Origin of the sequence: Neisseria sp. HMSC074B07, assembly GCF_001810355.1 — a bacterium.
GTDB lineage: Bacteria > Pseudomonadota > Gammaproteobacteria > Burkholderiales > Neisseriaceae > Neisseria.
This window is the reverse complement of the sequence record NZ_KV800939.1, coordinates 28,321-49,580: the sequence shown is the minus strand read 5'-3', so window position 1 is coordinate 49,580 and position 21,260 is coordinate 28,321. Positions and strand designations below refer to the sequence as shown.

Here is a 21,260-nt window from a genome sequence, read left to right as displayed (position 1 = left end):
TAGACAGGCTTGCCGCAAAACCAATTAATATCTAAATTTCTAACCATCCTTTAACCAGAAATAAAAATCATGAATTTCGATCTTGAAAACCTCTCTTCATTCTCAGGCTGGGAGCGTCTCGTTGAAACCGGCATGGCATTCGGTACCAATCTCGTTGCGGCGTTGGCGATTTTCTTTGTCGGCAGATGGATAGCTTCCCGCCTTGTTATTTTGATGAAAGCTGCGCTGACCCGCGCCAAAGTGGACAGAACGCTGGTGAGCTTCCTCGGCAATGTGGCTAATGTCGGCCTGTTAATCCTGATTATTATTGCCGCGCTGGGCAAGCTGGGCATTCCGACCACGTCGGTTACTGCCTTAATCGGTGGCGCGGGCTTGGCGGTGGCTTTGTCGCTGAAAGACCAACTGTCGAACTTTGCCGCCGGCGCGCTGATTATTCTGTTCCGTCCGTTTAAAGTCGGCGACTACATCAAAGTCAACGGCTTCGAAGGCTTTGTTAGCGAAATTAAAATGGTGCAGACCGCGCTGAGTACGCCGGATAACGAAGAAGTCATCCTGCCCAACAGCGTCGTCATGAGCAACAGTATCGTCAACCGTTCTTCCATGCCGCTGTGTCGCGTGCAGGTGGTGGTCGGCGTCGATTACGCCTGTGATTTGAAGGCCGCCAAAGCCGCCGTTTTGAAAGCCGCCACCGAGCATCCTTTGTGTGTACAGACCCAAGGCAAAGAGGCAGTAACATATATTACCAACTTGGCCGACAGTGCCATCGAAATCACGCTTTGGGCGTGGACGAACGAAGCTGATTTGGGTGCGTTCCGCTTCGGATTGAACGAGCAGGTGGTGGAAAACCTGCGCACCGCCAATATCAATATTCCTTTCCCGCAGCGAGACGTGCATATCATCCAGCAGCAGGGGTGAGGATAAGTTTCAAATTGGCGAATCCGACCTGCTGAAACCGTAGGCATACAGTGCTTGAATCCAAAGCCCATACGAGGTCGTCTGAAAACCTTTAAATGTTTTCAGACGACCTTTTTATATTCTTTCCGTTTCCTGTATTATTCATATTGATTTAAACACTCTTTCTTGAAAGGTCAAAAATAATGTCGCTCACTTTAAAATCTGTTCTGACCGCCGGTTTGCTCCTTCTTGGATTCCAAGCCGCTGCCCAAGATATTCCGCAAGCGTTTCAAGGCAAATGGGCCGGGCATTATGAAGGGAAGGTATCGCCCAAACATATAAGGGCTTTATGTGCCATGGGTTATGATGAAAACGCTGCTATGGATAATGTCTATGTGTCGGAAGATAGCGGCTTTTATATTGAAATAGGTAAAAAATCAATTGAATTAAATGGCTGGGAATGGGGTGCGAAATATACGAAACTGAATTATCGAATTTATTCGCCCGATAAAATCGCAGGTACGGCACGCGTTCGGGAAGAGGAGCCAGAGCAAGGTACGCAGATTTATAACGATAATTTTGAGTTTTCGTTAAACCGAGGCGTGCTGACGCAGAGATTCCGTGATTTTTCAACGGACGGCTCAGGCAAAAAAGTTTGGCGGACGCGTACGCTGATGCGTTGCAAATAATGCTGGGCAAACCGTAGCCGGTCGCAGGTTGGAGGCTTGTATCCGACAACAGCTGCTGCCATCTCAAAAGCTGTCGGATTCGAGAATCCGACAGTTGCTACGGCAAAAACCGTAGCAAGAGAGAATAGAAACCCGTAGCGTGGGCTTTGCCCACGAATCAAACTCAAAATTTCAGATGACCTCTTTTACCCAACATTATCGTGGGCAAAGCCCACACTACAATGTATACCGACTACTGACAGTATTGAATGATTACTTTGCCGAAAACGGTATCCGAACGGCTTGATTTGAGTTTTGGTATTTTTGCCCGACGGGGTCAAAAATACAGTTGCTGCTGAAACTACCAAACCGAAACCCATCCGAGGTCGTCTGAAAACCTGTCTTATGGTTTTCAGACGACCTTTATTGTTCCCGCCGACAGGCATACAATCAAAAGTGCAGTACCTTTCATTGATTCAATACAAGGAGACAGTTATGCGCGGCATAAAATCAGTTGCATTGTTGTGTACTTTGGCATTGGGTGCGCCGGCATTTTCGGCGGGTTTGACCAAAACGCTACCGGGCGATTTGACGACGGCTCAGGCGCAGGCGGTGGTACAGGCTTCGATGAAAAAGGCGCGTGAAATCAAGGTGCCGATGAATATCGCGGTCATGGATGCAGGCGGTAATTTGAAGGCGTTTGCGCGTATGGACGATGCGTTTATCGGCAGTATCGATATTGCGCAGAAAAAGGCGAAAACGGCACGCTATTTCAATATGTCCACCCGCGATTTGGGCAAGGCTTCGCAGCCGGGCGGTGAGCTTTACGGTATTGAGGTGACCAACGACGGTTTGGTGATTTTTCCCGGCGGTGTGCTGCTGGTGGATAAAAACGGCGTTATCGTCGGCAGTGTCGGCGTGAGCGGCGGCTCGGTCAATGAAGACGAAAGCGTCGCGAAAGCAGGTGCAGCGGTCTTGTCGGGCAGGTAAGCCGCAGCTTGAGGCAACCCGCCGCGTTTCTTTTCATTGATTTGCGTTGGGTTGTTGAAATACGAAGAGGTCGTCTGAAAATGCGGGTCTAAACTCCCGCTGTCTTTTCAGACGACCTTTTTGCATTTGTTGACATTTTTACCGCTTCGGGCATGACGTTCGGGCATATGGGGTCGTCTGAAACCTGAAATGCTGTCTTTCCCAAGCACAATTCGCTGCAATGGGATATGATTATCCTTTTTCAGACGTCCTGTCCTGATATGGGGTCGTCTGAAAAGCCGATTCCGTCGGGTGCGGCGGAGTCCTGAGAAGCCGTTAAGTCATACAAGAAAGCCAAGATGTCCGAAACAGCAGTCCAAGAAACCCAAGAAACGCCAAACAGTGTGCCTACGTCGTCTGAAACACAACCCACCCCGCCCAAGCGCAAGAGGCGCTGGTTGCGGGGTCTGTTGCTGACGTTGGTTGTGTTGGTGTGTGCGCTGGCGGGCTTTATTGCTTGGCTGGTGGGGACGGAATCGGGTTTGCGTTTCGGTTTGTACAAGATTCCGTCCTGGTTTGGCGTGAAGATTGCGTCGGAAACGCTGGAAGGTACGCTGGTTAAGGGTTTCCACGGCGATAAGTGGATGATTGAAACGGATGGGGCGGATGTGAAAATCAGCGCGTTCCGTTTTGATTGGAAGCCGTCCGAGCTGTTTCAGCGCAGCCTGCACATTACTGAAATTGTGGCGGGCGATATTGCGGTCGTGCCGAAGCCGACGCCGCCGAAAGAGAAAAAGCCGTCCAAAGGGCTGCCTGAGAGCATTGATTTGCCTGTGTTGGTGTTTATCGACCGTTTTGAGACGGGCAGGCTCAGCGTGGGCAAAAATTTTGACAAGCAGACGGCCTATCTCGACCATCTGAATGCGGCATACCATTACGATCGGAAAGAACACCGCTTGGATTTGAAAACCCTCGATACGCCGTGGAGCAATTCGACGGGTTCGGCGGTGGTCGGGCTGGAGAAGCCTTTTGCGCTCAATACGACAATTCAGACGAAGGGCGAGCTGGAAGGCGAGACGATAGAGGGTAAGGCGCGTCTGTGGGGCAGCTTGCAGGACGTGCAGACTGAAATCCTGCTGGACGGCGACGATGTGCATTTGTCGGCGAAATCTACGGTGCATCCGTTTGCCGCTTCGTTGGACAAGATGATCGGCGAGGTACTGGTCAAGGGTTTCAACATCAATCCGACGGCTTTCCTGCCGTCGCTACCTAAGGCAAACCTGACGTTTGACGCAACCGTCGTGCCTTCGTTTACGCACGGTATCGCGCTGGACGGCTCGCTCGACTTGGAAAACAAGGCGGCGGGTTTTGCCGATGCAAAATCCATTCCGGTGCGCAACATTCTGGCGGACTTCACCATCAACGACAACGGCGTGGTAACCGTCCAAGAGTCTGAAATCGGGCTGCTGGAGGAAGGTTCGTTCAATGTCGCCGGTACGGTCGATACGGTGAAAAACGCGCTGGCGCTCAAGATTAATGTGAACAACCTGGTTTCAGACGACCTCGTCCGCACCAATGTTGCCGGTCAGTGGAACGGATTTATCGGCGTCAAAGGTGAAACCGCCTCGCCCGCTATCGACTGGAATCTTGAAAGCGGCAGCGCGCAACTCTCCGGCCTGCTGTCCTTCGTTACCGACAGACAACTCGGTCAACGCACCCTCAAACTCGACCGCGTCCGCGTCGCACCGCAAAACGGCGGCGAACTGACGGCACAAGGTTCGCTCGAGCTTTTCAAAGACCGCCTGCTCAAGCTCGACGTTTCCAGCAAAGCGTTCAATCCGTCCCGCTTAGACTCAAAACTGCCCGCCGGCAGCGTCAACGGCACCATCAATCTTTCAGGCGAACTGGCGAAAGAAAAATTCGCCGGCAAAATGCAGCTTGCGCCGAGTACGTTAAACAACGTCCCCCTCAGCGGTAAAGCCGATGTCGTTTACGAATCCGGACATCTCCCGCGCGCGCTGACTGACCTGCGTTTGGGCAACAATATCGTCAAAACCAACGGCAGCTTCGGTAAAAAAGGCGACCGCCTCAATATCGACATCACCGCTCCCGACCTTTCCCGTTTCGGTTTCGGACTGGGCGGGCTGCTCAACACGCGCGGCTATATTTCAGGCGACCTCAAAGGCGGGCTGAAAACCTACGAAGCCGACCTCTCCGGCGAAGCGCGCGCGCTGCGTGTCGGCGATGCCGTCAACATCCGAATGCTTGACTTCAAACTCAAAGGCACGCCCGACATCAACCGTCCGCTTGCCGCCGACATCAAAGGCAGCCACATCGCCCTTTCCGGCGGCGCGACCGTCGTCGATGCGGTCAACCTGTCCCTCAATGGCACGGGTGCGCAACACCGCATACACGGCAGCAGCAGCATGGCGTTGGACGGCAAACCTTACAAACTCGAAGTCAACGCGGCGGGCGGTCTGAACAAAGACTTCAATCAGTGGAAAGGCAGCGTGGACACGCTCGACATCGGCGGCGCGTTCAACCTCAAACTGCAAAACCGCATGAACCTAGAAGCAGGCGCGGAGCGCGTTTCCATGAGCGCGGCGCGCTGGAGCGTGATGGGCGGCAGCCTCAACCTGCAAAACTTCGTTTGGGACAAAAAAACCGGCATCACCAGTAAAGGCAGTGCGCAAAGCCTGCACATCACCGAGCTGCAAAACTTCGTCAAAATCCCCGTCGAACACAACTTGGTACTCGGCGGCGATTGGGATTTGGCGTACAGCCAAAACGCCCGCGGCTACCTCAACATCAACCGCCAAAGCGGCGACATCATCCTGCCGAACAAAGACCCGAAAAAACAAATGCCCTTGGGTTTGAGCGCGCTCGTCCTGCGCACCCGTTTCCAAAACGGCCGCATCGACAGCACGCTTGAAGGCAATACCCGCTTCGGCAGCATCAATGCCGATTTGGGCATCAGCCAGCAGTTCGGCAACAAAATCGCCAACGCGCCGGTCAGCGGCAAAATCAACCTCAACATCCCCGACTTGGGCGCAATCAAAACCTTCCTGCCCGCCACCGCGCAAGGCATTACAGGTCGTCTGAACGCCTCCGCCACCATAGGCGGGCGCGTCGGTTCGCCCACCATCGCCGCCACCTTGAACGGCACCAGCAACTACGGCACTGCCGACGGTACGGTCAACATCGGACAGGGCGCCAGCATGGACACCGCGCCTTTGAGCGGCAAACTCAACCTCAACGTCGCCGACCTCGAAGTCTTCCGCAACTTCCTGCCTGTCGGACAAACCGTCAAAGGTCGTCTGAATGCCGCCGTCAGCCTTGGCGGACGCGTCGGCGATCCCCAGCTTTCCGGTACGCTCAACGGCGAAAACCTCTACTACCGCAACCAAACCCAAGGCCTTATCCTCGACAACGGCGTTTTACGTTCCCATTTGCAGGGACAACGCTGGATTATCGACAGCCTCAAGTTCCACAAAGGCGGTACGCTCGAGCTGAAAGGCTCCGTCAACCTTGCCAACGCCGATCCGGATGTTGACGTAGATGTCGTCTTCGACAAATACGACACCCTCTCCCGTCCGAACCGCCGCCTGCGCCTCTCCGGCAGCGCGAAAGTGCAATACAACCAGGCCAGGGGCTTCATCCTCAACGGTACGTTGGGCAGCGACTACGGTATGTTCGGTTCGCAAAAATCCTCCATGCCCTCGTTGGACGACGATGTCGTCGTGTTGGGCGAAGAGAAAAAACAAACCGCCGCCGTGACGCCCATCAGCCTCAACCTGACGCTCAACCTCAACGACAACATCCGTTTCGTCGGTTATGGCGCAGACATCACCATAGGCGGCAAGCTGACCATCACTTCCCGCCCGGGCGAAGCCATCCAAGGCGTCGGTACGGTGAAAGTCGTCAAAGGCCGCTACAAAGCCTACGGTCAAGACCTCGACATCACTAAGGGGACGGTTTCTTTCGTTGGTCCGTTGAACAATCCCAACCTGAACATCCGCGCCGAACGCCGTCTTTCCCCCGTCGGTGCGGGCGTCGAAGTCCTCGGCAGCCTCTCCAATCCGCGCGTGACCCTCGTTGCCAAAGAGGCGATGAGCGAAAAAGACAAGCTCTCCTGGCTCATCCTCAACCGTGCCAGCAGCGGCAGCGACGGCGACAATGCCGCCCTTTCCGCAGCGGCAGGCGCGCTCCTTGCCGGACAAGTCAACGACAGGCTCGGACTGGTGGACGATTTGGGCATCACCAGCCAACGCAGCCGCAACGCCCAAACCGGCGAACTCAACCCCGCCGAACAAGTGCTGACCGTCGGCAAGCAGTTCACCAACAACCTCTACGCAGGTTACGAATACGGTCTTTCCAGTGCCGAACAGTCGGTCAAGCTCGTGTACCAGCTCACTCGTGCCATCCAAGCCGTTGCCCGCGTCGGCAGCCGTTCATACGGCGGCGAGTTGAAATACACCATCCGTTTCGACAGGCTCTTCCGTTCGGATTACGAAAACGACCGCAAAATCGAAGAAGCGGAAAAACAAAAAGCCGAGCAAACGCAATAACGCCGCCGAAAAAGAAAAGGTCGTCTGAAAACCACACTTTAGGGTTTTCAGACGACCTTTTTCATGCGCGGCAATCTCGTTCCTTTTTCTTGAGGACAGATAGACAGGTCGGTCATATCCGTTTCGCAGGTGCGCTGTCGGACAGGTTTTCAGACGACCCCATAGCCCCCGTCCCGCCCTAAAATCCTGTTAGAATACCGTTTCATTTCATTCATAATAATCAAACCATTCCCATTTAAAGCCGCGCCCAATACGATGAAACTCCCGCCGCTCAAACCCCTCATCATCACCTCGCTGCCCGTCTTCGCCAGCGTCTTTATCGCCGCAACCCTCGTCTGGCGGTTCGGCACGCCCAAGCTCGCCATGCCCTTCGTGCTCGGCATTATCGCGGGCGGCCTCGTCGATTTGGACAACCGCCTGACAGGTCGTCTGAAAAACATCATCATCACCGTCGCCCTGTTCACCCTCTCGTCGCTCGTCGCCCAAAGCACGCTCGGCACCGGCCTGCCTTTCATCCTCGCCATGACCCTGATGACGTTCGGCTTTACCATTTTGGGCGCGGTCGGGCTGAAATACCGCACCTTCGCGTTCGGCGCACTTGCCGTCGCCACCTACACCACGCTCACCTACACCCCCGAAACCTTCTGGCTGACCAATCCCGTCATGATTCTGCTCGGGACCGTGTTATACAGCACCTGCACACTCGTTTTCCAAATCATCCTCCCGCACCGCCCCGTTCAAGAAAGCGTCGCCAACGCCTACGAAGCGCTCGGCGGGTATTTTGACGCCAAAGCCGACTTTTTCGATCCCGACGAAGCCGCCTGGCTCGGCAACCGCCAAATCGACCTCGCCATGAGCAACACTGGTGTCATCAGCGCCTTCAACCAATGCCGCGCCGCCCTGTTTTACCGCCTGCGCGGCAAACACCGCCACCCGCGCACTGCCAAAATGCTGCGCTACTACTTCACCGCCCAAGACATACACGAACGCGTCAGCTCCGCCCACGCCGACTACACCGAGCTGACCGACACCCTTAAAAACACCGACCTCATCTTCCGCATCCGCCGCCTGCTCGAAATGCAGGGGCAGGCGTGCCGCAACGTTGCCGCCGCCCTGAGAAACGGCAAAGACTACACATACAGCAAACGCCTCGGACGCGCGATGGAAGGCTGCCGCCAATCCCTCGCCCACTACACTGACGACCACCCCGAAAGCCGCAACATCCACCACATCCGCCGCCTGCTCGACAACCTCGGCAGCGTCGACCACCAACTGCGCCAACTCCAACACAGCGACTCCCCCGCCGAAAACGAAAACAGCAACGACACCCGCATCGCCGCCCTCGAAAACAGCAGCCTGAAAAACGTCTGGCAGACCGTCCGCAGCCAGCTCAACTTCGAGTCGGGCGTTTTCCGTCACGCCACGCGCCTCTCCATCCTCGTTGCCGCCTCCTGCATCATCGTCGAAATCCTCCATCTCAACCTCGGCTACTGGATACTCCTGACCGCCGTTTTCGTCTGCCAACCCAACTACACCGCCACCAAAAGCCGCGTGTACCAACGCATCGCCGGCACCATCCTCGGCGTCATCGTCGGCTCACTCGTGCCTTATTTCACCCCCTCCGTCGAAACCAAACTCTGGATCGTCATCGCCAGCACCACCCTGTTTTTCATGACCCGAAGCTACAAATACAGCTTCTCCACCTTCTTCATCACCATCCAAGCCCTCACCAGCTTCTCTCTCGCCGGGCTGGACGTCTATGCCGCCATGCCCGTCCGCATCATCGACACCATCGTCGGCTCCGTCCTCGCGTGGGCAGCCGTCACCTACCTCTGGCCGGATTGGCGTTACCTCACCCTCGAAAAAACCGCCGCCCAAACCGTCGGCGGCAACGGCGCCTACCTCAGAAAAATCCTCGACCAGCTCCAATACGGCATCGCCGACGACGTCGAATACCGCACCGTCCGCCGCCAAGCCCACGAACGCACCGCCACCCTCAGCAGCACCCTCTCCGACATGAGCAGCGAACCTAAAAAATACGGCAACAACCTGCAAAGCGGCTTCACCCTCCTCAAAACCAGCTACGCCCTGACCGGCTACATCTCCGCACTCGGCGCATACCGCAGCGAAATGGATGGCGCGTGCAGCCCCGACTTCGTCCGCAAGTTCTACCAAAGCGGCTACCGCATCGCCGACCTGCTCGAACGCCTCCCGCAAACGAGCGAACAAGATTTTCAGACGACCCTCTCCCAAATCCGAACCGACTTGGAAGCCTTACAAACAGAAGCAGGCGACGAACGTCAAAGCCACATCCTCCACCGGCAGCTCACCCTCATCGCCAACCAACTCGACCCCTGCTACCGTAGCCTGCACGACATTGAAGCCAGCCCGCAAGCCGTGTGATACAGCGGATTAACTTTTTGCTGTACTGTCTGTACTGTGCGGCTTCGTGTCGCCTTGTCCTGATTTAGTTAATCCACTATATTAATCGGCAGGCAAACGAAAGGTCGTCTGAAAACCCGAAACAAGGTTTTTCAGACGACCTTTTTCAATGAACCAACGCGTTTATTCCCCGCCTTCGGCAATCTGCTTGAGGCGGTACAGTGCGTCTAAGGCTTCGCGTGGGGTGAGGTCGTCGGGGCGGATTTGGTTTAGGGCTTCGGCGAGTGCGTGGTGGGCGGGGTGGTTTTCTTGGCTTGCGGCGGTTTGGGGGGCAATGTCCGCCGTTTCGTTTGAGCTAAACCCGCTGTATTCGTTTTCAGACGACAGGGTGCTGAAGATGTCCAACTGCGGGCGGACGGCGGCGGCTTGGGCTTCGAGTTCGTCCAGATGTTTTTGGGCGGCTTTGAGGGCGCGGTTGGGCAGGCCGGCGAGTTTGGCGACGGCGATGCCGTAGCTTTTGCTGGCGGGGCCGGGTTCGATGTGGTGGAGGAAGACGATGTCTTGTCCTTGTTCGAGCGCGGAGAGGTGCATGTTGACCGCCGTCGCGTGGGCTTCGGGCAGTTTGGTAAGCTCGAAATAGTGGGTGGCGAAGAGGCTGAAGGATTTGTTTTTTTGCAGCAGGTGTTCGGCGATGGCGTGTGCGAGGGCGAGGCCGTCGAAGGTGGAGGTGCCGCGTCCGACTTCGTCCATGAGGACGAGGGATTGGTCGGTGGCGTGGTGGAGGATGTAGGCGGTTTCGCTCATTTCGACCATGAAGGTGGAGCGGTTGGAGGCGAGGTCGTCGGAGGCACCGATGCGGGTGAAGATTTGGTCGATGGGTCCGATTTGGGCTGCATCGGCGGGGATGAAGCTGCCGGTGTGCGCCATGAGGACGATGTGGGCGACTTGGCGCATGTAGGTGGATTTGCCGCCCATGTTGGGGCCGGTCAGGAGCATGAGGCGGTGTTTGTGGTCGAGGCGGGTGTGGTTGGCCGTGAAGTGGCGCACTTGCTGCTCGACGACGGGATGGCGGCCGTTTTCGATATGGATGACGGGGTAGTCGGCGAACTCGGGGCAGACGAAGCCGCGTTCGGCGGCGGTGGCGGCGAAGGTGGAGAGTACGTCGAGGGCGGCGGCGGCTTTGGCGGCTTTTTGAAGCTGAGGAAGGGTCGTCTGAATGTCTTTGAGGAGGGCTTCAAACAGGCGTTTTTCCAATGCCAATGCCTGCTCTTGCGCGGTCAAGACTTTGTCTTCGAAGGTTTTGAGTTCGGGGGTGATGAAGCGTTCGGCGTTTTTCAGGGTCTGGCGGCGTTGGTAGTCGGCGGGGGCTTGTTCGGCTTGGACTTTGGATAGCTCGATGTAGAAGCCGTGAACGCGGTTGAACTCGACTTTGAGGGTGGAGAGGCCGGTGCGTTCGCGTTCGCGCGCTTCGAGGTCGAGCAGGAATTCGTCGCCGTGGTTTTGGATGTGGCGCAACTCGTCGAGTTCTGCCGAATAGCCTTGGTTGATGACGCCGCCGTCTTTGAGCCAGACGGCGGGTTCGGGCATCACGGCGGCTTTGAGGGTTTCGGCGACGGACAGGGTTTCGGGGAAAACGGCTTTGAGGGTTTCTAAGAGACTGCTGCCCTCGGCGGACAATTCGATTTCGGATAGGGCAAACAGGCTGTCGCGCAGGGCAGCGAGGTCGCGCGGGCGGGCGTTGCCGACGGCGATGCGGGCGGAGATGCGTTCGATGTCCGCGATGTTTTTCAGACGGCCTTGCAGGGTTTCGTATTGCGAACCCAGCGCGGCAACGGCTTCTTGGCGGGCGCGGATGTGGGCGCGGCTGCGTAAGGGGTGGTGCAGCCAGAGTGCCAAGAGGCGGCTGCCCATGTGGGTGGCGCAGCCGTCGAGTATGGAAAACAGGGTCGGCGATTTTTTACCGGAGAGGGTTTGCGTGATTTCGAGATTGCGGCGCGTGGCGGCGTCCATGCCGATATATTGGCTGTCGGTTTCGAGCGAAATGCCGTCTAAGTGTTGCGGCATCAGGTTTTGCGTCAGGCGGATGTAGTTCAACAGCGCGCCCGCCGCGCCGACGGCGGCTTCGTGTTCCTTGCCGTCCAAACCGAAGCCGTGCAGGTCTTGGCAGCCAAAATATTCGGTCAATAATTTCGCGCCCGCGTCGGCGGCAAACTGCCATGAGTTCAGGCGCGTAATGTTGGCGGAGGTCGTCTGAAAACCATCAGGCAGGCTTTTGCCTTCGGGCAACAGGATTTCCGCCGCCTGCAAACGCGCCAGCTCGTCGGCGAGCTTGTCCGCCGTCGTCAGCTTGGTTTTGAATTCGCCGCTTTGCAAAGATGCCCACGCGATGGCGATGTGTTTTTTATCCGCGTTCACCGCCGCGATGCGGTTGGTTTCCTTGTCTTCCAAAAACGCCGCGTCGGTCAGCGTGCCGGGTGTAACGATGCGCACGACTTTGCGCTCCACCGGCCCTTTGCCCGCGCCGACTTCGCCCACCTGCTCGCACACTGCCACGCTTTTGCCCATCTTCACCAGCCGCGCCAGATACTGCTCCGCCGCGTGAAACGGCACGCCCGCCATCTTAATCGGCACGCCGTCCATCTGCCCGCGCGTGGTCAGGGTGATGTCCAACAGCTTCGCCGCTTCCACTGCGTCATCCAAAAACAGCTCGTAAAAATCGCCCATGCGGTAAAACACCAGCTTGTCGGCGTACTGCGATTTGATGGCGAGATACTGCTGCATCATCGGGGAAACGGCGGATTTGCTCATGGGAATGCCTTGCAAAACGGAAAAGCCTTATTGTAGCAAAAGGTCGTCTGAAACCCTAAAACAAGGTTTCAGACGACCTTTTATAGTGGCTTAACTTTAAACCGGTACGGCGTTGCCTCGCCTTGTCCTGATTTAGTTAATCCACTATATGTATGCCGCTTAGGGTTTTTCGTAAACGAAAATAATGTCCAAGTCTTTTTTCGGCAGGAAATTTTCTTTGACTGCTTGGAAGCGGTTCGGCCCTACTTTGCGCAAGGATTTGTCCCAACAAAGCGAAATCACGGTATTGGGCTCGCGGTCTATGGTCAACGTGAATTTACCGATGGGTTTTGCCCAGTTGGCACCTGTGGTCAGGATATAGCCCAAATGGTGATAGACCTTTGAACCTCCTTCCACAGTTTTAAAGTTTTTAAGGAAGTTTTCATCCATGCAGTACTCATCTATGAATGCTTTGCTGTCTTTGGCTTTAAGCGAAGGCAGGAAGCTGCCGCCGACCAGCGGGGTGTATTGGTGTTTGATTTCGGTGACGCTGCCGGCTTTGAAGGTTTGCTTCCAGCTGTAAATAATCTGCGACGACCAATAGGACAGTTCATCCGTCTGTTTGGACAGCATGGATTGGACTTTGGCGGAGCGGCAGGCTCCGATTTTGCTGTCGATTTTTTCACCATCTTGCTTTTGCGTCCAAGGGTGCATCAGTTCCTGATCGCTCAAACCGCATTTTTTCAAATCGGCGGTCACGTCCACCAGCGAGCCGTTACTCCGTTCAAAATAGGCACGGACGTGGGTTTGCGGGCGGACAGGTTTGCCGTCGGCGTAAATTCGGAAGCTGTCAACCAAGCCTTTGGTGTCGGCAAAGTCGGAATCGGTGAAAGCAGGAACAATCGGCAAAGGGAAAAGGACAGTTTCGGTAAGGTCTTGCGAGGAGGTGTTTTTAAACCGGTAATGCACGCGAATCTGGTGTTCGCTGATGTACAAATCTTCGCTCTGCATATCGATATGCGGATTTTTCAGATATTTGATGCCGCTTGTGCTGACTGTACCCATGCTGTCGTTGGCATGGGCTGCTCCGGCAAGCAGGAGGAGCAGGAGGAAAGAGTGGGGTTTCATGGGTTCAAAGTCCTTAAAAACAGGTCGTCTGAAACGGCATTTCAGACGACCTTCTTAATGAATCAGTATTTAATCTACGCCTTTGAGCATTTTATTCAAAATAGGTACAAGCAGCAACAATACCAAACCGGTTATCACGCCTATGCCGCAAATCATCCAGTAGAAATCCAGCGGTGCTTTCTCATTGAATCCCTCTTTGAACAACACGCCACCCAAAGTGAAACCCACTGAAAAACCCAAGAAATTGAGCGCGACCATTTGCGTTTTGAACATGGGCGGGGCGATTTTGGTCGCGATGGAAAGTGCAATCGGCGAGATCATCAGTTCGCCTATGGTGAGGACGAGCAGGAACAGTGCGAAAACACTAATCGGCATGGGTGTCTCTGATGAGACATACGGTACGAATATCAGATAGGATATGCCGACAACAATCATCGCCAATACGAATTTAAACGGGGTTTTCGGCTGATATTTGCCCATTTTCGTCCAAATTGCCGCCATCATGCCCGAGAAGAGGATGACCCACATGCTTTGGATGGAATCTTTCCATGCAACGGGGACAGTCCAGCCGAATAGGGTGCGGTCAACCGTTTTGTCAAAATATACCGTTGCTACGGAATAGACTTGGTACCAGACTGCCCAAAACAGGCAGATGGTCAGAAACAGCGGAATATAGGCAATGATGTGGCGTTTGTTTTCAGACGACACATGGCTGCTGCCGAGCAGGCGCGAGAAATAGGCGATAATGGTCAGAATGACCGTACCGAGCAGAAATTTGGGGAAGTTGTCCAAATTGATCGTGCCCGAGGCAATCAGGCTGCCGATAATCAAGACAATCAACACGGCGACTGCCGCAGCGGTCTGCACTTTTTCAGGGCGCAGCGGATTGGGGGCAGGCGTATGCGGCAGCAGTTTGCGTCCCGCAGAGTAAAGGCACAGCCCCAAAGCCATACCGACTGCCGCCGCGCCGAAGCCGTAGTGGAAACCCATCTTCGTTTGCAGCAAGCCGGTCAAGAGCGGGCCTAAAAAGCCGCCGATGTTGATGGAGATATAGAAAATGGAAAATCCGGCATCGCGCAGGGGCTTCATGTGATCTGCCTCATAAAGCGAACCGACCATCGAGCTTGCCGACGATTTCACGCCGCCGCTGCCCAATGCGATACACACCAAGCCGCTCAACAGCCCGTACAGCCCCGGTGCGATTGCCAAAACGATGTGTCCGAGCATGACCACGATGCCGGAAATAAACAGCGTTCTCTCCGCGCCCCAAATCCGGTCGGCAAGCCATGCGCCGAGTATGGTGGACAGATACACGCTGCCGCCGTATGCGCCGACAATGCCGCCGGCGAGCGACTTGTCTATGCCCAAACCGCCTTTATTGGCAGCGTAATAGAGATAGATCATTAAGATACCCTGCATCCCGTAAAACGAGAAACGTTCCCACAATTCGATATGGAACAGGGTAGAGAGCTGGATGGGATGCCCGAAGAAGGTTTTTTCCTTGCGGGCGGACTGGTTGTCAGACATATTAAAGTTCTCCTGTTGGCAGAGGTTGGGCAGACGGACCGCCCCGGCGGAAACCTGCCTGCCCCGCCGGCATTTTCAATATTTTTCTTAGAGCGGGCGCGGGCGTAAGGATTGCCTGCCGCACCCTGCGGGTTTGGCGGGAAACGCCCGTATCCGATGCTTTCATCTAGGATTTACAGGAGTTTACGATGCCAAACATTTTTCGGTTTTTAGCCGAATCTGAAACGCTTGTCAAACGGCATATGGCAAAGGTTTGAGGCTGCACAGGTAAACCGCATTTTGATTTAAGCAGGGGTCGTCTGAAAACGTATCGGCAAAAAGGAGGCATTTTCAGGCGGAAGGCGCGGGCGTATCATGCCCTTCATGAACATCATGCCTTTACGCCCCGAACACGTCGAACCGCTCGCCCGCGCGCTTTATCTGCAATGGCATGATTTTGCGCCGTGGTCGTCTATGGACAAAATCCGCGCCTATTACGCGGAATGCCTGAACGGTGAGAACCTGCCGCTGGCGTTTGCCGCCGTCGGAAAGGACGGCGCGCTGCTGGGTTCTGCCGCGCTCAAACGGCACGATATGGAGGAGTTTCCCCAATACGAATATTGGTTGGGCGATGTGTTCGTTTTGCCCGAACACAGGGGGATGGGCGTGGGCGGCCTGTTGATTGGACACTGCCTCGCCGCCGCCCGCCAAATGCGCCTGCCCAAGCTTTACCTTTATACGCCGGACGTGCAGTCGGTTTACGAGAAATACGGCTGGTGTGAAATTAAGACCTGTCGGCACAACGGCGAGACGGTGTCGGTAATGGAATTGGTATTGGAGGGGGACGGACAATCCGGTTGAATGTGACACCCATCTTGTGACGCAGGGGTCGTCTGAAACCCGATCTTTGATTTTCAGACGACCTTTTTATTTACGCATATGGGAACTGTTTATCATTGCAACGTTCTATAAAAGGATTGACTTCAAAGCGATACGGCGTTGCCGCGCCTTGTCTTGATTTGAAGTCTCTCCGGCATATTTGGGCTGAAGCGGAATCACTCGAAAACGGCGACTTCATCACCGTTTTTATTGATTTTGCTTCAGCGCAGACCGAAACGGACAGACAACCGTTTCGTCCCGTTCTCGGTAATATTTTGCACTCAAGCAGAGCCTGCTCTGCGCCAGACCGACTGAGAGGAATCCAGATTGAACAGCTTACGCCATCTTGCCCTGATATTTGCTTTGTCCGCGCCCGTACTCACGCTGGCGCAGACCGTATCGCAAACGCTGCCCAACGGGTTGAAGATTATTGTGAAAGAAGACCGCCGCGCGCCGGTCGCCGTGTCGCAGCTTTGGTATAAAGTCGGCAGCGTGGATGAAAAACAGGGCAAAAGCGGTTTGAGCCATGCCTTGGAACACATGATGTTTAAAGGCACGCAGGCCGTACCTTCGGGAGAATTCAACCGCCGTGTCGCCGCTTTGGGCGGAGAGAACAATGCCTACACCAACCGCAGCGAGACGGTTTATTACGAAAACATCGCGGCGGCAAACCTGCCCGAAGTGTTGAAGCTCGAAGCCGACCGGATGCACAACCTCAATTTCAGCGATGAAGAATTTCAAAATGAAATGAACGTCATCCGCGAAGAACGCCGCCAACGCACGGAAGACACGGCGGACGGCAAGCTGTGGGAACAGGTGTATCTGAACAGCTTTACACTGCCTTCGATGAAAGCCGCGGTCATCGGTTATATGGATGATTTGCACACGCTCAAAGCCGACGATTTGCGCGACTGGTATCGGCAATATTACGCGCCGAACAACGCCGTTTTGGTGATTGTCGGCGATGTCGATGCCAAAAAGACGCTCAAAACCGCGGCGGAACTGTTCGGCAACATTCCCGCCAAGCAGCAGCCCGACCGCAATATGCTTGCCAAAGAACCGTTCAAACGCGAACCTGTGAATTTTCAGACGACCTCGGTGGTCACGCGCCAACCCTTGGTCAGCTTGAACTACCGCGTCCCCGGATTGGAAAGTCTGGACGACAGACTGCCCTATGCGCTGGATGTCCTGTCGGAAATCTTGTCGGGCAACTCGTCCAGCCGCTTGGATAAAAACCTGATACGCGGCAAACAGATGGCTTTGAGTACGGGCGCAAGTTACGACCTGATCAGCCGTGAAATGCCGTTGTTCAGCATCTTCGCCATGCCGGCGGACAACGTCGAAGTCGATGCCGTCATCGCCGAATTGCGCCGCGAATTGAAAGACATCGCCGAAAACGGAGTCAGCGCCGAAGAGCTGAACCGCATCAAAGCGCAGTCGGAAGCGTCCGAAATCTACGAGCGCGACTCTATGGAAGCACAGGCTTCCATCATCGGGCGGCTGGAGGCGCGCGGCTTCGAATACAGCGACGAAGCGGAAATCCGCCGCCGCCTGAAAGCCGTCAGCGTCGAAGATGTGCAGGCCGCCGCGCAGCTGCTGACGGATGACCGCTTGGCGACCGTGGTCGTGATGCCCGACCCGAAAATCCTGTACCACCCGATTGTTCAGGCGGCAAACAAGCCTCAACCTAAATAAACCGACCCAAGGGGTCGTCTGAAACCGCTTTTCCCGTTTTCAGACGACCTCCGAACCGACACCGCCCGAAGTGGCACATGACTCGGAACGGGGCGGAATACGGCGCCAAACCGCCCTTCCGCCCCGGCAGCCGGGTTAAACCGCAAAGGAATATCCGATGAAATCCCTTCCCCTCATATTAGCCCTCGCCTTCTCCACCGCCGCACAGGCAGGCGTGGACATCCAACGCTGGACCACCGGCAACGGCACAGAAGTCCTTTTGGTCGAGCAACACGACAACCCCATCGTCGATATGCAGGTCAACTTCAAAGGCGCGGGCAGCGTGTTCAACCCCGAAGGCAAAAGCGAAGTGGCGGAATTCACCGCCGCCCTGCTGACCGACGGCACGGAAAAGCTGGACGAAGAAGCCTTTAATGCCGCCGCCGACGATATTGCCGCCCAAATCGACAGCAGCAGCGGACAGGAAAGCTCTGCCGCCGTCTTGCGCAGCCTGAGCCGCCCCGAAACGCTCAAAAAAGCCGCCGGACTGCTCAACCAATCCCTGACGCACCCCCGTTTTGACCCCGCCGTGTTCGACCGCCGTCAAAAAGAGGCGGTGACCACCCTCCAGCAACAGGAAACCACCCCCGACTTCACCGCCGGACGCGCCCTGACCAAACTTGCCTATCCCGACCACCCATACGGCAGCGGCGCCAACGTCACCGCGGAGAGCATCCGCAAAGTCAACCTTGACGACATCCGCGCGTTCCACCGCAGCCGCTACGGCAAAGACAACGCCATCGTCGCCATCGTCGGCGACATCAACCGCAAACAAGCCGACCAGCTTGTGAAAAACGTGTTGAACGGCCTGCCCGACCGCAGCAAAGCCGCCCACACCGTCCCGCCCGTCAAACCCAATCCGGCACAACGCCGCAACATCCCGTTTGCCGGCGAACAGGCGCAAGTCTTGCTCGGTATGCCGCTGATTAAACGCCACGACCCCGACTATTACGCCTTGGTTGCCGGCAACTACATCCTCGGCGGCGGCGGTTTCGACAGCCGCCTGATGAAAGTCTTGCGCGACCGTTACGGCTACACCTACGGCGTATACAGCAACCTCGAACCGGCGACCGAAGCGGGTATGTTCACCATCGCCTATTCCACCCAGAAGAAAAACACCAAAGACTCGCTCGTACAGGCTCAGGCGGTCATCAAACAATTCATCGAAGAAGGCCCGACCGAAGAAGAACTGGCGCAAGCCAAAGCCAACATCATCGGCAGCTTCCCCCTGCGTTTCGATTCCAACGCCAAACTGGTGAAATACCTCAGCATCATCGGTTATCACAACCTGCCCAACGACTATCTCGAAGCCTACCCCAAAGCCATCGGCAAATTGACCGTGGCGCAAGTCAAAGACGCTTGGAAGCGCCGCGTCAAACCTGAAGATTTGCACATTGTCGTCGTCGGTGCCGAATAACCCCGCCGCCCATCCTTGTCCGACAGATACAGCCTGTCGGACAAGGCTTGAGGGGAACGGCGGCTCCATTCCGCCACATGGCAAAAAGGTCGTCTGAAAGCGCAGCTTCAACAATATCCCAACAGACATTGCGAAGCTGCGCCCGACAGTTTTCAGACGACCCTTCCGACCATTCGTACTCCGTAAACGCCCTTCGGAAGAATTCTCCCCGCCCGCCCGCAAAAACCGTCAAAATCCCTTATAATTCCGAACCTAAACGAATCCCGTCCTGCCGGCAGCACCGTCGGGACTTGTCTTAACAACGAAAGAAACACTGTGGACAAACTCAAAATCACCGCCAACGGCCCGCTCAACGGCGAAATCACCGTATCCGGCGCAAAAAACGCTGCCCTGCCGCTGATGTGCGCCGGACTCTTGACCTCCGGCACCCTGCGCCTGAAAAACGTACCCATGCTCGCCGACGTCAAAACCACCCAAAAACTGCTGCAAGGCATGGGCGCGCGCGTTTTGACCGACAACATTCACGAATTCGAAATCAACGGCGGCACGGTCAACAACACCTGCGCCCCCTACGAACTGGTGAAAACCATGCGCGCCTCCATCCTCGTGCTCGGCCCGACGCTGGCGCGTTTCGGCGAAGCTCAAGTCAGCCTGCCCGGCGGCTGCGCCATCGGCTCTCGCCCTGTTGACCAGCACCTCAAAGGCCTCGAAACCATGGGTGCGGAAATCACCATCGAACACGGCTACGTCAAAGCCAAAGGCCGTCTGAAAGGCACGCGTGTCGTCATGGACGTCGTTACCGTCGGCGGTACGGAAAACCTGCTGATGGCGGCAACCCTCGCCGAAGGCACGACCATCCTCGAAAACTGCGCCATCGAACCAGAAGTCGTCGATTTGGCGGAATGCCTCGTCAAAATGGGCGCGAAAATCAGCGGCATCGGCACGTCAACCATGACTGTCGAAGGCGTAAAAGAGCTGCACGGCTGCGAACACAGCGTCGTACCCGACCGCATCGAAGCCGGCACCTTCCTCTGCGCCGTCGCCATGACCGGCGGCAAAGTCGTCCTGCGCAACGCCGCTCCCAAAACCATGGAAGCCGTATTGGACAAACTCGTCGAAGCGGGCGCCATCATCGAAGCGGGCGACGACTGGATTTCCATCGACATGCAGCAGCGTCCCAAAGCAGTGGACATCCGCACCGTCGTCCACCCCGGCTTCCCGACCGACATGCAGGCGCAGTTTATGGCGATGAACGCCGTTGCTGAAGGCGACAGCCGCGTCGTCGAAACCATCTTTGAAAACCGCTTCATGCACGTTCCCGAACTCAACCGCATGGGCGCGAACATCACCACCGAAGGCAACACCGCCTTCGTCAAAGGTGTGGAAAAACTCTCCGGCGCCGTCGTGATGGCGACCGACCTGCGCGCCTCCGCCAGCCTCGTCATGGCAGGCTTGGTCGCCGGAGGCGAAACCATCGTCGAACGCATCTACCACCTCGACCGCGGCTACGAACACATCGAGAAAAAACTCGGCAAAGTCGGCGCGAAAATCGAGCGGGTACGCGGTTAAGAGCCTTGTTTAAACAGGTCGTCTGAAACGCCCCATCCCGATTTCAGACGACCCCGAGCCTCCATTTCAGACCCAAACCGACCACCATGAGGGGATCATCATGAACTTCAACAACCTGCTCAATCAAATCTTGGGAACCGTTCAAAAAAGCGGCAAATCCGTTTCCGACAGCCCGCTCAATTCTTTTGGCGGCGGCGCTTTGGTCGGCGGACTGGCGTCCATGCTGATGAAGAAAAAAACCGCCAAATCGCTGGTCAAAGTCGGCTCCGTGGCGGCTTTGGGTTATCTGGCGTATCAGGGTTATCAAAACTGGCAGAAAAACAAGCAGCAGGAAGCCGTGCCGCAAGGCGCGTTCGAGCCTGCCGGACTGCTCGCCGAAACACACAGCCGCGTGATTTTGCGCACCATGATTGCCGCCGCGGCTTCGGACGGTCTGATTGACGACGCGGAAAAACAAGTCATCGCCCGTGAAAGCGGCGACGACCCCGAAACCGCCGCATGGCTTGCCGCCGAATACGCCAATCCGGCAACAGTAGAAGAACTCGCCGCCGCCGTCGGCAACGATCAGGCGTTGGCAGCGGAAACCTATCTGGCGGCACGATTGGTCTGCGCAGACTTGTCACGCAAAGAAATCGTCTTCCTCAGCCGCCTGTCGCAAGCCTTGGGACTAGACGACAATCTGGTGGAAAGCCTGGAAAAACAGCTGGAATTGGCATAACGCTTTGTATAGTGGATTAAATTCAAATCAGGACAAGGCGA

At 56.0% G+C, this 21,260-nt stretch carries 13 protein-coding genes; 10 read left to right on the top strand and 3 right to left on the bottom strand.

The genetic code is table 11. The features are described from left to right. Window positions 1-69: 69 nt before the first annotated feature. The 5 genes from HMPREF2726_RS06860 to yccS all read left to right on the top strand — a co-directional run bounded on the left by HMPREF2726_RS06860 (window position 70) and on the right by yccS (window position 9,502). A complete protein-coding gene (locus tag HMPREF2726_RS06860) occupies window positions 70-915 on the top strand; it encodes a mechanosensitive ion channel family protein (protein ID WP_070602754.1) in 846 nt (281 codons plus the stop codon). Between the two features lie 182 nt (window positions 916-1,097). Further along, window positions 1,098-1,583: a hypothetical protein gene (locus HMPREF2726_RS06855; protein ID WP_070602752.1), complete on the top strand. Its 486-nt coding sequence runs from the start codon at window positions 1,098-1,100 to the stop codon at window positions 1,581-1,583. A 474-nt stretch (window positions 1,584-2,057) separates the two neighbouring features. Next, entirely contained in the window at window positions 2,058-2,552 is a 495-nt protein-coding gene (locus HMPREF2726_RS06850; protein ID WP_070602750.1) for a GlcG/HbpS family heme-binding protein, read from the top strand. 338 nt (window positions 2,553-2,890) lie between these two features. Beyond that, complete coding sequence (locus HMPREF2726_RS06845; protein ID WP_070602748.1) at window positions 2,891-7,099, top strand: translocation/assembly module TamB domain-containing protein; 4,209 nt, start codon at window positions 2,891-2,893, stop codon at window positions 7,097-7,099. A gap of 255 nt (window positions 7,100-7,354) precedes the next feature. Further along, entirely contained in the window at window positions 7,355-9,502 is a 2,148-nt protein-coding gene (yccS, locus tag HMPREF2726_RS06840) for a YccS family putative transporter (protein ID WP_070602746.1), read from the top strand. Window positions 9,503-9,664: 162 nt separating this feature from the next. Here yccS and mutS read toward each other — a convergent pair whose 3' ends face one another. The 3 genes from mutS to HMPREF2726_RS06825 form a co-directional block, all read right to left on the bottom strand. Further along, the gene (gene mutS / locus HMPREF2726_RS06835) at window positions 9,665-12,289 is read right to left on the bottom strand and encodes a DNA mismatch repair protein MutS (RefSeq protein WP_009312459.1); all 2,625 of its coding nucleotides are present in this window, start codon (window positions 12,287-12,289) and stop codon (window positions 9,665-9,667) included. Between the two features lie 159 nt (window positions 12,290-12,448). Further along, window positions 12,449-13,396 (bottom strand): DUF4424 family protein, encoded by a 948-nt coding sequence (locus HMPREF2726_RS06830; RefSeq protein ID WP_009312460.1) that lies wholly within the window; start codon window positions 13,394-13,396, stop codon window positions 12,449-12,451. Between the two features lie 69 nt (window positions 13,397-13,465). Next, window positions 13,466-14,923 carry an oligopeptide:H+ symporter gene (locus HMPREF2726_RS06825; protein WP_009312461.1) on the bottom strand — a complete coding sequence of 486 codons (1,458 nt, stop codon included), beginning with the start codon at window positions 14,921-14,923 and terminating at the stop codon, window positions 13,466-13,468. 354 nt (window positions 14,924-15,277) lie between these two features. Between HMPREF2726_RS06825 and HMPREF2726_RS06820 the strand changes: the two genes are divergently transcribed. The 5 genes from HMPREF2726_RS06820 to HMPREF2726_RS06800 all read left to right on the top strand — a co-directional run bounded on the left by HMPREF2726_RS06820 (window position 15,278) and on the right by HMPREF2726_RS06800 (window position 21,219). After that, a complete protein-coding gene (locus HMPREF2726_RS06820) occupies window positions 15,278-15,763 on the top strand; it encodes a GNAT family N-acetyltransferase (protein WP_094113238.1) in 486 nt (161 codons plus the stop codon). Window positions 15,764-16,108: 345 nt separating this feature from the next. Further along, window positions 16,109-17,476: a M16 family metallopeptidase gene (locus tag HMPREF2726_RS06815; protein ID WP_070602744.1), complete on the top strand. Its 1,368-nt coding sequence runs from the start codon at window positions 16,109-16,111 to the stop codon at window positions 17,474-17,476. A 157-nt stretch (window positions 17,477-17,633) separates the two neighbouring features. Next, the gene (locus tag HMPREF2726_RS06810; RefSeq protein ID WP_009312464.1) at window positions 17,634-18,932 is read left to right on the top strand and encodes a M16 family metallopeptidase; all 1,299 of its coding nucleotides are present in this window, start codon (window positions 17,634-17,636) and stop codon (window positions 18,930-18,932) included. Window positions 18,933-19,247: 315 nt separating this feature from the next. Then, on the top strand, window positions 19,248-20,501 hold the full coding sequence (gene murA, locus HMPREF2726_RS06805; protein ID WP_003760990.1) for a UDP-N-acetylglucosamine 1-carboxyvinyltransferase: 1,254 nt from the start codon (window positions 19,248-19,250) through the stop codon (window positions 20,499-20,501). Between the two features lie 100 nt (window positions 20,502-20,601). Further along, window positions 20,602-21,219, top strand: coding sequence for a tellurite resistance TerB family protein (locus HMPREF2726_RS06800; protein ID WP_009312465.1), 618 nt, complete (start codon window positions 20,602-20,604; stop codon window positions 21,217-21,219). The last annotated feature ends 41 nt before the right edge of the window (window positions 21,220-21,260 follow it).